Origin of the sequence: Pseudogemmatithrix spongiicola, assembly GCF_030623445.1 — a bacterium.
Classification (GTDB): Bacteria; Gemmatimonadota; Gemmatimonadetes; order Gemmatimonadales; family Gemmatimonadaceae; genus Pseudogemmatithrix; species Pseudogemmatithrix spongiicola.
The window spans coordinates 194,799-207,308 of record NZ_CP130613.1; the positions used below are offsets into that span (position 1 = coordinate 194,799).

9 protein-coding genes are annotated in these 12,510 nt (G+C 69.5%); 4 read left to right on the top strand and 5 right to left on the bottom strand.

Going from position 1 to position 12,510, the window contains the following annotated elements; all coding sequences use genetic code 11:
- The first annotated feature begins 122 nt into the window (after positions 1-122).
- Both Strain318_RS00950 and Strain318_RS00955 read left to right on the top strand, forming a co-directional pair.
- Positions 123-2,753, top strand: coding sequence for a protein kinase domain-containing protein (locus Strain318_RS00950; RefSeq protein ID WP_367886666.1), 2,631 nt, complete (start codon positions 123-125; stop codon positions 2,751-2,753).
- Between the two features lie 2 nt (positions 2,754-2,755).
- A complete protein-coding gene (locus Strain318_RS00955; RefSeq protein ID WP_367886667.1) occupies positions 2,756-4,225 on the top strand; it encodes a YiiX/YebB-like N1pC/P60 family cysteine hydrolase in 1,470 nt (489 codons plus the stop codon).
- On the opposite strand, the gene Strain318_RS00960 is transcribed toward Strain318_RS00955, so the two are convergent.
- Both Strain318_RS00960 and Strain318_RS00965 read right to left on the bottom strand, forming a co-directional pair.
- Positions 4,222-5,394 carry a thiolase family protein gene (locus tag Strain318_RS00960; RefSeq protein ID WP_367886668.1) on the bottom strand — a complete coding sequence of 391 codons (1,173 nt, stop codon included), beginning with the start codon at positions 5,392-5,394 and terminating at the stop codon, positions 4,222-4,224. The genes Strain318_RS00955 and Strain318_RS00960 overlap by 4 nt on opposite strands.
- Before the next feature lie 22 nt (positions 5,395-5,416).
- Complete coding sequence (locus Strain318_RS00965) at positions 5,417-7,741, bottom strand: 3-hydroxyacyl-CoA dehydrogenase/enoyl-CoA hydratase family protein (RefSeq protein WP_367886669.1); 2,325 nt, start codon at positions 7,739-7,741, stop codon at positions 5,417-5,419.
- A 133-nt stretch (positions 7,742-7,874) separates the two neighbouring features.
- Here Strain318_RS00965 and Strain318_RS00970 point away from each other — a divergent pair, with 133 nt between their 5' ends.
- Positions 7,875-8,939, top strand: coding sequence for a DNA adenine methylase (locus tag Strain318_RS00970; RefSeq protein WP_367886670.1), 1,065 nt, complete (start codon positions 7,875-7,877; stop codon positions 8,937-8,939).
- Positions 8,936-9,595: a hypothetical protein gene (locus tag Strain318_RS00975; RefSeq protein WP_367886671.1), complete on the top strand. Its 660-nt coding sequence runs from the start codon at positions 8,936-8,938 to the stop codon at positions 9,593-9,595. Before Strain318_RS00970 ends, Strain318_RS00975 begins: the two co-directional genes overlap by 4 nt.
- Positions 9,596-9,641: 46 nt before the next feature.
- On the opposite strand, the gene Strain318_RS00980 is transcribed toward Strain318_RS00975, so the two are convergent.
- The 3 genes from Strain318_RS00980 to Strain318_RS00990 all read right to left on the bottom strand — a co-directional run bounded on the left by Strain318_RS00980 (position 9,642) and on the right by Strain318_RS00990 (position 12,495).
- Positions 9,642-10,073 (bottom strand): hypothetical protein, encoded by a 432-nt coding sequence (locus Strain318_RS00980; RefSeq protein ID WP_367886672.1) that lies wholly within the window; start codon positions 10,071-10,073, stop codon positions 9,642-9,644.
- Positions 10,074-10,236: 163 nt separating this feature from the next.
- Positions 10,237-10,947, bottom strand: coding sequence for a sigma-70 family RNA polymerase sigma factor (locus Strain318_RS00985; RefSeq protein WP_367886673.1), 711 nt, complete (start codon positions 10,945-10,947; stop codon positions 10,237-10,239).
- A 162-nt stretch (positions 10,948-11,109) separates the two neighbouring features.
- On the bottom strand, positions 11,110-12,495 hold the full coding sequence (locus tag Strain318_RS00990; protein WP_367886674.1) for a sigma-54-dependent transcriptional regulator: 1,386 nt from the start codon (positions 12,493-12,495) through the stop codon (positions 11,110-11,112).
- Positions 12,496-12,510: the final 15 nt, after the last annotated feature.

A 12,510-nucleotide genomic window follows, 5' to 3' on the forward strand; every position in this document is an offset into this window, starting at 1 on the left:
AGCTATGGTTCCCCGAGCGAAAAGCCCCCACCCGTGTGGGTGGGCTGTCACTCGCCGAGCGAGTTGGGCCGTGGCGTCGTATCTTGGGGCGCGCGTTTCGCCACCCCCATCCGTCGCCGCTGATGTCCGAGATTCCCTCAGCCCTCGCCACCGCCCTTGCCGACCGCTACCGCTTCGAGCGCGAGCTCGGGCGCGGCGGCATGGCGACGGTGTACCTGGCGCAGGACCTGCGGCACGAGCGCCAGGTCGCGATCAAGGTGCTGCACGCGGAGCTCGGCGCGGTGCTGGGAGGCGAGCGGTTCCTGAGCGAGATCAAGACCACGGCGCGACTGCAGCATCCGCACATCCTGCCGTTGCTCGAGAGCGGCGAGGCGGGCGGCTTGCTGTTCTACGTCATGCCCTTGGTGACCGGTGAGACGCTGCGGGCGCGCCTCGAGCGCGAGCGACAGCTCCCCATCGCCGACGCGCTGGGCATCGCGACGGAAGTGGCCGACGCCCTCGCGCACGCGCATGCGAAGGGCATCATCCACCGCGACATCAAGCCGGAGAACATCCTGCTACAGGATGGGCACGCGTTGGTGGCGGACTTCGGCATCGCCTTGGCGGTGCAGAGCGCGGGCGGCGCGCGCATGACGCAGACCGGGCTCTCGCTCGGCACGCCGCAGTACATGAGCCCCGAGCAGGCGATGGGCGAGCGCAGCATCGATGCGCGCTCGGACATCTACGCGCTGGCGGCGGTGACGTACGAGATGCTGGCGGGCGAAGCGCCGTTCACAGGGCCGAGCGTGCAGGCGATCGTGGCGCGGGTGCTGAGCGAGGAGCCGCGGCCGTTGAGCGCGCAGCGGAAGGCGGTGCCGCCGGCGGCAGAGGAGGCCGTGTTCCGCGCATTGGAAAAGCTGCCGGCGGATCGCTTTGCCAGCGCGAAGGAGTTCGCGGCGGCGCTGAACGCGTCGGAGGCGACCGGCCAGCGCACGGGCACGCGCGCGGTGCCGCAGCGACGCGACTGGCGCGTGGCGGCCTTGGGTGTGGCGTTGGTGGCAGCGGCGGGCATGGCCGTGGCGGGCTGGATGCGTCCGCGCGCCGAGTCCTCGACGCTGCTGCGGTATCGCCTCAGCGCGGACTCCGTCGTGGAAGTGCGCGACTGGACCGGGAGCATCGCCATCTCCCCGGACGGCAAGACGATCGTGCGGGCGAGCGGGCCCGGAGGCCCGCTGCTGCGCCGCGATCGCGACGCCTTGGAGTTTGCGCCGATTGCCGGGACCGTCGGCGCCCAGGCGCCGTGCTTCTCGCCGGATGGCAAGCAGCTGGCCTTCTTCAGCAACGGGCGGCTGGTGTCGACGGCGCTCGACGGCGGCGTGGTGCATGTGGTGCTGCCCGACGTTCCGTCGCCGGTGGCCTGTGCGTGGAGCGACGACGGGTATCTCTACCTCGAGGAAGGTGTGCAGTCGACGTTGGTGCGCGTGGCGGCGAGCGGAGCCGCGGATGTCGAGCCGGTGACGCTGCCCGATACCGCGCGCGAGCTCACGCATTCGTTGCCCGAGGCACTGCCGGGCGGTCGCGGCCTGCTCTTCCAAGTGCAGCTCCGCGACGGTCAGGTCTCCGTGGCGTTCACGGAGGGACCGGGCAAGCCGCACCGGACGCTGCTCGCCGCGGTGCGCGCGCGATACCTCTCGAGCGGACACCTCGTGTACACGTCGGCGGACGGCCGCGTGTGGATCGTGCCGTTCGATCTCGATGCCGGCGCGCTGCGCGGCGAACCGGTGGCGATCGGCGACGGTGTGCCGATGACGATGCTTGGTCCGACGGACTTCGCGGCGTCGCGCACGGGGACGGTGGTGTATGCCGAGGATCCCGCGGGTGCGCGTCGCGAGCTGATCTGGGTGACGCGACGGGGTGAGCGATCGGCCGTCGACTCCACGTGGCGCGGCGCGCTCGTCGGGCCCCGGCTCTCGCCCGACGGCCGCATGGTCGCCGTGACGCGCCAGGACGGCGATGACTCGCAGGTCTGGATCGTGCCGCTCGGCGCTGCGACGCCGCGGCGGCATACGCTGGGCACCGCGCGTTATGAAGAGCCGTCGTGGTCGCCGGATGGCCGCAGCGTCAGCTACCTCGCCAACGAGGGGTCGGTGGCCGGCGTGTGGCGGCGCGCGCTCGAGGGCGGTGCCGCGCCGGAGTCGCTGTTGGTGATGGAGCGATCGATCTCCGAGCAGTCGTGGTCGCCGGACGGTCGAACACTGGTGGTGCGCACGACGACGCCGACGCCCGGGGCTGGGGACGTGCTGCGGCTGCGTCCGGGCGTGGACCGCGCGGCGGTGCCGATCGTGGCGGGTCCGCGGTCGGAGTACACGCCGAGTGTGTCGCCGGACGGCCGCTGGCTCACCTATGCGTCGAACGAGAGCGGACGGCTGGAGGTGTACGTCGTGCCATTCCCGGATCCCGACGGGCGCAAATGGCAGGTGAGTTCGGCCGGAGGGATTGCACCGACGTGGTCACGGCGCGGCAACGAGCTCTTCTTCCTCGACCTGCGCGGCAACATGGTCGCGACGCAGGTGACGACGGGCGCCGCGTTCAGCGTCGGCGAGTCGACGGTGCTCTTCGCTGCGGGTGACCTGGCGACACGTGCGGTGTCGCGCCGGAACTATGACGTGAAGGCGGACGGGCAGCGATTCGTGATGGTGCGACGCGCGGGCGGCGTGATGCGGGCGCAGATGGTGGTGGTGGAGCAGGCCGCCGCCGCGATTGAGGGCCGCTAGCGATGCCTGCGGCGCAATCTCGCGCTCGACGCATCGGCGCGGTCGCCGGCGTCACGCTGGCGATTCTCCTGCTCCTTGTCATTCCGGCCGCCGGGCCCAGTGTTCCGCCGATGCCGCCCGAGGGCAGTCCGTTCGTGTGGGGGAGCGATTCGCTCTGGGCGGCGCTCGAAGCGCAATTCGCGGCGGAGCGCGCCAGCGGCTGTGCCGATTCCGCGTCGACGGCTGCGGAGATGCGCCGTTTCGAGACGGACGTGCAGGTGCTGCGGCGCGCCGATGCCGCGACGCTCGACTCGCTGGGCCTGCGCTTCTTCGCGCTGGCGCCGCGTGTGGCGAGCTGTGCGGAACTGGTGCCGCGCTTCGTGCAGCTGCAGGCGACGTGGCGCAGCACGGCGAAACGGGTCTCCGTCGACTGGGATCCACGCGAGCGCACGACGCGGGATGCCTTGTACCGCGCGCTCTACGGCGGTCGCGCCGCCGTCGAGGAAGTGATCCTACAGCAGCCGCGCATGGTGCCGGCGCTCGTGCAGGACGCAGAGGTGGCATCCGCAACGCCGAGCGCGGTGGTGCAAGGTGTCCTGTTGCACTCCGGCGACATCCTGGTCTCGCGCGGCGGCTATCCGACTTCGGCGCTCATCGCACGGGGCAACGACTACGCGGGCAACTTCTCGCACATCGCGCTGGTGCACATCGACCCGGCGACACGCGCGGTGTCGGTGATCGAGGCGCACATCGAACTCGGCGTGGCCGTCACCACGGCCGAGGGATATCTCGCCGACAAGAAGCTGCGCGTGATGCTCCTGCGTCCGCGGCCCGATCTACCTGCGCTCATCGCCGATCCGCAGCTGCCCCACAAGGCGGCGCAGGCGATGCTGGACCGCGCGCAGCGCGAGCACATTCCCTACGACTTCGCCATGGACTACCAGGATCCGGCGAAGTTGTTCTGCTCCGAAGTGGCGTCGCAGGGATATCGCTCGCAGGGGCTCACGCTCTGGATGGGCACGTCGACCATCTCACGCCCGGGACTGCGGCAGTGGCTGGCCTCATTCGGCGTGGAGCACTTCGAGACCCAAGAGCCGAGCGACCTCGAGTACGATCCACAACTCGCCGTCGTGGCGGAGTGGCGTGACCCGACGACGCTCTTCGAGGATCACGTGGACAACGCCGTCGTCGACGCGATGCTCGAAGGCGCCGACCGCGGTGACCGGCTGGGGTATGCTTGGCACGAGCTTCCGGTTGCGCGCGTGCTGAAGGGCTGGAGCTGGCTGCGGGAACGCACGGGCGGTGTGGGCCCGATTCCCGAAGGCATGGCAGCGGCTGCGGCGCTGCGCAACCGCGGCTACAACGCGCGACACGACGCACTCAGCGCGGAGGTCCTGCGCCGCGCCGAGGCGTGGCGCGCGGCGCAGGGATATCCGCCTCCGTACTGGGCGCTGGTGGCGTTGGCGCGCGAGGCGGTGGCTGCCTCGCGCTAGGCGGGCAGCACCTCGAATACGCCCGCGGCTCCCATGCCGCCGCCGATGCACATCGTCACCATGCCGAGCCCGCCGCCGCGGCGACCCAGCTCGTGCACCAACTGCACGGTGAGCTTCGCGCCCGTCGCACCGAGCGGATGCCCGAGCGCGATGGCGCCACCGTTCACGTTGATCCGCGTGGTGTCCATCTCAAGGTCCTTGATGACCGCCAGCGCCTGCGCGGCGAAGGCCTCGTTGAACTCGATGAGCTTGATGTCGCCGAGTGCGAGGCCGGCACGGGCCAGCGCCTTCGGCACGGCCTTCACGGGACCGATGCCCATGACATCGGGATCGACGCCGGCCGTGGCGAAGGTGATGAACTTCGCGAGCGGCTTGAGTCCGAGCGCCTTGGCCTTCTCGGCGCTCATCATGAGCACCGCCGCTGCACCATCGCTGAGCGGGGACGCGTTGCCCGCCGTAACGCTGCCGCCGGGCTTGAAGGCGGGTGGCAACTTGGCGAGGCCTTCGAGCGTGGTGCTGCCGCGCACGAGCTCGTCGGTGGCGAAGGCGACCGTGGTGCGCTCGGCCTTTGCGCCCTTCCACGTCACGCGTTCCACGTCGATCGGCACGATCTCGTTTGCGAAGACGCCGCGCTTCCACGCGTCGGCGGCCTTCTGCTGGGACGAAAGCGCGAACTGATCCTGCATCTCGCGCGTGATGCCCCAGCGCTTGGCCACGCGCTCGGCCGTGAAGCCCATGCCGATGTTCTCTTCCGTCAGTTCCGGATGCAGGCGCGTGTGGAAGCCGCTCATCGGCACGGCGCTCATCATCTCCACGCCGCCGGCGATGATGACGTCGTTCATCCCGCTCAGGATGGCCTGCGCGCCGAGCGCGACGCTCTGCAGGCCGGAGGAGCAGAAGCGGTTGATGGTCATCGCGCTGACATCGACCGGGAACCCCGCGCGCAGCACGGCAAGGCGCGCGACGTTGAGGCCTTGGCCGGCCTCGGGCATGGCGCAGCCCCAGATCACGTCATCGACGTGCTTGGGGTCGAGCTTCACCTTCTCAACGACCGCCTTGAGCACGGCGGAGGAGAGATCGATCGGATGCACGCTGGCCAGCGATCCGTCCTTCTTGCCACGAGCGACGGCCGTACGGACGGCGCTCACGATCACGACTTCGTTCTTCATATGATCTCCGTGTGAGCGCCGCTCAGTTGCGCAGCGGCTTGCCGGTGGTGAGGGTGTGCGCGATGCGGGCCTGCGTCTCCTTGGTGCCGAGGAGGCGGAGGAAGGCGTCGCGCTCGAGGTCGAGCAGGTCCTGCTCGGTGACCTCGCGCGGCGGTCCGTCGCCACCGGCGAGGATCACCGCGACCTCGTGGCCGATGCGGAGGTCGTGGTCGCTGGCCTGGCCTGCTTCCTTGAACGACCAGAGCGCGTAGTCGAGGTTGGCGACGGCGGCGCGACCCATCGACGTCATCTTGCGCATGGTCGGCGCCACGTAGTCCGGCGCCAAGTCGAGCACGCGGGCCTTGGCATCGGCGATCAGCACGTCGCGGTTCATGGTGATGCGATCGGCGATCGGTCGCAGGAAGCCCATGCTGCGCGCCTCGTGCGCGCTGGTGCTGGTCTGCGCGAGCGCGATGAGCTTGAAGGCGCGCTTGAGACCCTCGAACGCGTCGGCTTCCTCGTAGGGGGCGAGCGCGTTGGTGAAGCGGAAGGCGAGCTCCTTGGTGCCGCCGCCACCGGGGATCAACCCGACGCCGACTTCGACCAAGCCCATGTACAGCTCGGCGTGCGCCTGGATGCGATCGCAGTGCAGCGAGATCTCGCAGCCGCCACCCAGCGTGAGGCCGAACGGTGCGGCGACGACGGGAATCGGCGCGAAGCGGAAGGACATCACGGTGTCCTGGAAGCGCTTGGTGAGCATTTCCAGCGACTTCCAGTCGCCCTTCTCGAGGAGCTGCCGCGGGCCGGCGAGGTTCGCGCCGGCGGTGAAGGTGCGCGGATCGTCGTTGCCGATGACGAGGCCGGCGAGTCCGTTCTTGACGCCGTAGTCCAGCGCCCACTCGGCGAGGTCCATGACGCCGACGCCCAGCGTGTTCATCTTGCCGCAGAACTCGAGGCAGGCGACGTCGTGGCCGAGATCGATGACGCGCGCCTCGGCGTTCTCGCGGACGACCTTGCCGGCGCGCCGCAGGTGGCCAAGCGCGATCTGGCCGGGAATGGCCGGCACGGCGACGCGGTTGTTTTCGCCGAGCGACGGGACGAGCGTGCTGCCGTTGACGTCGGCATAGAACGCGTTGCCGGCGCGCGCGAGCAGGTCGGGGACGGACTTGCCCTGCTGCTGGATCGCCGAGCGCAGCCAATCGAGACCGAAGGCGTCCATCGCCTTGAAGGGGCCGAGCTCCCAGCCGTAGCCCCACTCCATCGCGCGGTCGATCGCGGCGAGGTCGAAGGCCAGCTCCGGGGCGAGCGTGCAGGCGTAGTGGCACTGCTCGACGAGCAGCTCGCGCAGGAAGTCGCCGTCCTTGCCCGGCAGGTCGCGGGCGGCGCGGAGGCGCTCGGTGAGCGGCTTCTTGAGTATCGCGTCGATGGCGTCGGTGGTGTAGCGGCCGACGTTCTGGTACTCGAGTGTCTTCCAGTCGAGGGCGAGGATGTCCTGCTTGTCCTTCTTGTAGAAGCCCTGTCTGGTCTTGTCGCCGAGGCGGCCCTGCTTGACCAGCTCATGCACGAAGGGCACGAGGGCGAGGTCTTCGCCGGTGGTCTGCGAGAGCCCGGCGGTGACGTGCACGAGCACATCGAGGCCGGAGAGATCGCCGGTGCGGAAGGTGGCGGTCTTGGCACGGCCGATGAGGGCGCCCGTGAGCGTGTCGACCGCGGGGATCGAGAGCTCGTGCTTCACCATCAAGCGGCCGGCGACGACCATGCCATGCACGCCGAGTCGGTTGGCGACGAAACCGGGCACGTCCTTGGCGAGCACGATGCCCTTGCCGAGGATGCGCTCTTGGAAGTGGCGGATGCTGCTGAGCACCTCGTCATGCGTCTCGGGCGTGGGGATCAGCTCGAGGAGGTGCATGTACCGCGGCGGATTGAAGTAGTGCGTGCCGAGGAAGCGTTCGCGGAAGCGCTTGCTGCGACCCTCGAGCAAGATCGCCATCGGGATCCCCGAGGTATTCGAGGTCACGATGGCGTCGGGGGCGAGCGATTCCAACTTCGCGAAGAGTTCCTGCTTGGGCGCGGGCTTCTCGATGATCGCTTCGCAGATCCAGGAGCAGTCGGCGAGCAGCGCGAGGTGGTCGGCGGTGTTGCCGGTGGTGATGCGAGACGCGGCGCTGGCGTCCATGAAGGCGGCAGGCTTCGCCTTGCGTACCCGATCGAGCCCCTCGCGGGCGGGCTTGGAGCGGTCGGGGTGTGTGGGGTCGTCGTGGCCCGGGATGTCGAGCAGGACGACGGGGAGTCCGGCGGAGGCCGCGAGGGCGGCGATCCCGGCTCCCATGGCGCCGGCGCCGATGACGCCGACCTTGGTGATCCGCATTGCTGCTCCTACAGGAAAGGGTCTGCGGGGTGTGGCGCAGGGCGCCACGGCGGCCGTCGCAGGGCTCGGGCCGCCATACGGAATGTAGTAGTTGTCACTGGCTGGCGTTCGCGTCCGAGCCTACCTTGGGCGGGTGATCAAGTACCTCGGCTCCAAGCGGAAGCTCGTCCCGCGCATCGTGGGATTGGCGCAGGCGATTCCCGGGGCGCGGACGGCGTTGGACCTCTTCACGGGGACGACGCGCGTGGCGCAGGGACTCAAGCGCGCCGGCTTCATGGTGACCGCCAACGACCTCGCCAGCTACAGCGAGGTGTTGGCGCAGGCGTACATCGCGGCGGATGCGCGCGCGGTGGACGTGGCGGCCGTGGAGGCGATGTTGGCCGAGCTGAACGCGCTGCCGGGGGTGCGCGGGTACTTCACGCGCACGTTCTGCGAGGACGCGCGCTACGTGCAGCCGGCGAACGGCATGCGCGTCGATGCCATCCGCGGGCGCATCGAGACGATCACGGCGGATGCGACGGAGCGCGCGATCCTGCTGGCGGCGCTGTTGGAGGCGACGGACCGCGTGGATTCCACGACGGGCCTGCAGATGGCCTACCTGAAGCAGTGGTCGGCGCGGAGTCACCGGCCGCTGCGGCTGCGCCTGCCGATACTCCTGGACGGAGCAGGGCGCGCGTTGCGGCTTGACGCCCGCGAGGCGGTGACCCTGCTCGGCCAGTACGACGTGGCGTACCTGGATCCGCCGTATAACCAGCATTCCTACTATCGGAACTATCACGTGTGGGAAACCTTGGTGCGCGGGGATGCGCCGCCCGCTTACGGCGTGGCGCGCAAGCGCGAGGACTGCCGCACGACGCGCAGCGTGTTCAATGCACGGGCCGGCGCGGCGGAGCGCGCGCTCGGTGAGGTGCTCGCCGCGGTGCCGGCGCGGCATGTGATCCTCTCGTTCTCGGACGAAGGATTCGTGTCGTTGGATGCGCTGCGCGCGATGCTGCAGGCGCGCTTCGGCGACGTGGCGGCGGTGCCGGTGCCGTCGAAGCGCTATGTGGGCGCGAAGATCGGCATCTACTCGACCGATGGAAGCCTGGTCGGGGCCCCCGGCCACTTGATGAACACGGAGTGGCTGTTCGTCGCGGGGCCCGATGCCGCGGGGATCTCGGCGCGTGCGGACGGCGTGGCGCTGGCGGAGGTCGCGTGAACGCGCCTGGGCATTCGGCGGTCGCGGCGGAGCACTGGTTGCCGGTGCACACGGCGTTGGTGCAGGGCTTGGTGCACGCCTGCAACAATCGCGTGGCCGCGCTCAGCGGCATCACGCAGCTCTACGAAGCGCAGCTCTCCACGAGCGAAGAGGGCATGCAGCAGTTGGGGGGCGAAGTGGAGCGGATGCGGCAGTTGATGGCGATGTTCCGCTTGGTGTCGGCGACGGGTGGCTCGCGTCGCGAGCCGGCGCGCATGGGCGAGGCGCTGCGGTCGGCGGCGGCGTTGCTGGCGTATCACCTGGAGGCGCGCCAGGCGCAGTTCACCGCGCCCGAGGATTCTCCGGACGTGGAGCCGGTGCTCCTGCTGACGGGCGATCCGCTGCGCTTCGCACTGCTCGCGTACTTGGCCGCCGCGGCCGGCGCGGGAAAGGGCGGTGGCGTGACGGCGTCGGTGGCGCGGGTGCTCGACGAAACGCTGGTGACGATCACGGCGCCGGGGCGCGAGGCGGACCTGCGTGCACGCGAGGAGTTCACGGCGTTGGCACAGGCGGCAGAGCGCGAAGGGGGAAGCCTCCGCAGCGCGCCGGGGCCCGACGGGTCTGTGCTGCTGCTGCTCGCGTTGCCCGGTCTGCAAAAGGCGACGGCGCGGGGTTAGCCGCGCCGTCGGGTACTACCGCTGCGTGTCGCGCGGGGTGCTCGCGTTAGAACGCGCGCTCGGCGTCGATCCGCAGGTGCTGCTGCCAGTCGGTGCCGGCGGCGTCGGTGACGCGGACCCGGACCGGGATGGTGGCGCCGTTGGTGACGTCGCCCAAACCGATGGTGGCGGGCGTGGCGGTCCAGTTGCCGTTCTGGTCGAGCACCGTGACGCCTTCCGGGAGCTCGAGGGCGTCGAGCGTCCAGCGGACGTTGCCGCGCACCGTGTAGGTGGCGAGGTACTCGGTGAAGCCGTTGCCCTTATGGGTCTGGGTGAGGGCGACCGTTTCGGTGGCGCGGAGGTAGGCGGGGATCGTCAACCCGGCGGTGACGCGGACGGTGGCACGCGCCCCGTTCCCAACGGCCAGCGCAGTGGTCTGCGCGGCAACCGGCGCTGCGGTGATCAGCGCTGCGGCGAGGATGAGGGTCAGGGTGCGCATATCGAGCTCCGTTAGGTTCTGACCCCTTCTATTTCACGTTCTGTGCCGCTCTTTGTATCCTCGTAAGTGATTGCTTTGTAATGACTTACTGAATTTCATCCTAGGGTTCACCACCCGGCAATTTTCGCCGAGTGGCAAGAGTTGCCGAGCAAGTTCTGTTGCGTCAGGCGACGCGCGGGTTTGTGAGGCGGAGCTTGAGTTGACGCAGGGCGCGGGCGCGGATGCGGCTGGCGCCCGATTCGGTGACGCCGAGTCGGGGGGCGATTTCGCGGAGCGGGCGGTCTTCGAAGAAGGAGAGGACGAGGACTTCGAGGGCGTCGCGGTCGAGCGAGTGCAGGGCCTCGCGCAGGCGTTCGCGTTCGCGCTCCCGATCGAGTTCGAGATCGAGGTCGGGGTCGACGGCGGGAATGCGATCTTCGCGGCGCGGGGTGTCGATGTGCGGCGGCGCCTGGCTGGCGTCGAGACTCAAGGGTGTGGCGTCGAGCGCCTCGCGTTCCCAGGCGAGCAGTCCGAGGAGGTCGGTGTCGAGCGCGTCGGCGAGTTCCTGGCTGTCGGGATTGCGGTGCAGCGACTGCGCGAGGGAATCGCGGGTGCGTTCGAGTCGGCGGGCGCGGGTTCGCGCGCCGCGCGTGAGCGGATCGACGCGACGGAGTTCGTCGAGCATGGCGCCGCGGATGCGCGTGGCGGCGTAGGTGGAGAACGCGAGTCCGCGGGAGGCGTCGAAGGCTTCGGCGGCGGCGAGGAGTCCCCCGAGGCCGGCGCTGACGAGCTCGTCGAGATCGGCGTCGTCGGCGAGCGTCGTGTGCAGCCGGCGGGCGAGATAGTGCACCAGCCCGATGTGGCGCTGCACGAGTTCGTCGCGGTGGAAAGACATCCTGAGACTCCGAGGCGTGATGGTCCGCCGATAGGGAGTTCAGGAATCGTGCCGCAGCGAAATTCTGCTAAACTACTTCAAATCAACGACTTACACTCAGCGGGCAACGCAAAATCGCCCGGCGAATCTCGCCGAGCGGCAGTTTTCGCCGAGTTGTAATGGTTAGGCGTCCGGGGCGTTCAGGCGCGTGCGGAGCGTGCGGATCGAGATGCCGAGCAGCTCCGCGGCTTTCGTGCGATTGCCGTTGGTGCGCGCGAGTGCGACCTCGATCAAGCGCTGCTCGGCGCTGGCGATGTCGAGCGAGTCGAGCACGATGGCGCCGTCGGGAAGCGTCGCGGGGTTTGCCGCGGCACTGGTCGCGGGGACGGCGACGGGCGTGGCGCGGCGGTCGGTCCCCGCGAAGGCCGGGAAGGTCAGCACCGGATCGCGCGAGAGCACGACGGCGCGTTCCACCAGGTGCTGCAGCTCGCGGACGTTGCCGGGCCAGGCTTGGGCGCGCAGCCACTCCATGGCGTCGGGGGCGATGCCTTGGATGTCCTTCTTGTACTCCTGCGCCGCGCGCATCGCGAAGCGCATGGCGAGCAACGGGATGTCGCTGCGACGTTCGCGAAGCGGCGGGATGTGGATCGGGATGACGCTGAGGCGGAAATAGAGATCCTGGCGGAACCTCCCCTCAGCCGCGTCCTCGGCGAGCGCGCGGTTGGACGTCGCGATGATGCGCACGTCGACCTTGATCGGCGTCTCGCCGCCGACGCGTTCGAACTCGCCTTCCTGCAGCACGCGCAGGAGCTTGGCCTGGAGATCGAGCCGCATCTCGCTGATCTCGTCGAGCAGCAGCGTGCCGCGGTTGGCGCGCTCGAAGGCGCCTTCGACGCGCTTGATGGCGCCGGTGAAGGCGCCCTTCTCGTGGCCGAACAGCGCGCTCTCGATGAGGCCTTCGGGAATGGCCGCGCAGTTGATCTTGATGAACGGCTGGCTGCGCCGTTCGCTCTGCTCGTGGATGGCGCGCGCGAAGAGTTCCTTGCCGGTGCCGCTCTCGCCGAGCAGGAGCACGGAGGCGCGGGTCGGGGCGGCCATGGCGACTTCGTTGAGCGCCTTCTGGATCGCCGGCGAGTCGCCGAGGATCTGCTGGTTCTGCCGCAGCTGCATGACTTCGTCGCGCAGCGCGGCGTTCTCGCGCTTGAGGCTCTCGAACTTGAGCGCCTGCTCGAGGGCGATCTCGAGATGCGGTCCATCGACGGGCTTGGTGATATAGTCCACCGCGCCGGCCTTGATGGCACTCACCGCGTGCTCGATGCTCGCATAGCCGGTGAGGATGATGAGCGGGATGTCGTAGCCTTCGGTCTTCAGGAGCTCGAGCAGGTCGAGGCCCGTGAGGCCCGGCATCTGGTGGTCGGAGACGATGAGGTCCACGCGTTCGCGCGCGAGGACCTTCAGGGCCTCGTGGACGGACGAGGCCCCGACCGCATGGTGGCCGGCGCGCTCGATCATGTGGCCGAGCAGCTGGCCGACTGCCGGTTCGTCGTCGACGTAGAGGATGGTCGCCATCGCTCGGACGAAGGT

Coding starts and splice junctions, on each gene's coding strand:
- Strain318_RS00960 (WP_367886668.1), bottom strand. CDS start 5,394: ATGAAGAACGAAGTCGTGATCGTGAGCGCCGTCCGTACGGCCGTCGCT.
- Strain318_RS00965 (WP_367886669.1), bottom strand. CDS start 7,741: ATGCGGATCACCAAGGTCGGCGTCATCGGCGCCGGCGCCATGGGAGCC.
- Strain318_RS00990 (WP_367886674.1), bottom strand. CDS start 12,495: ATGGCGACCATCCTCTACGTCGACGACGAACCGGCAGTCGGCCAGCTG.
- Strain318_RS00950 (WP_367886666.1), top strand. CDS start 123: ATGTCCGAGATTCCCTCAGCCCTCGCCACCGCCCTTGCCGACCGCTAC.
- Strain318_RS00985 (WP_367886673.1), bottom strand. CDS start 10,947: ATGTCTTTCCACCGCGACGAACTCGTGCAGCGCCACATCGGGCTGGTG.
- Strain318_RS00955 (WP_367886667.1), top strand. CDS start 2,756: ATGCCTGCGGCGCAATCTCGCGCTCGACGCATCGGCGCGGTCGCCGGC.
- Strain318_RS00980 (WP_367886672.1), bottom strand. CDS start 10,073: ATGCGCACCCTGACCCTCATCCTCGCCGCAGCGCTGATCACCGCAGCG.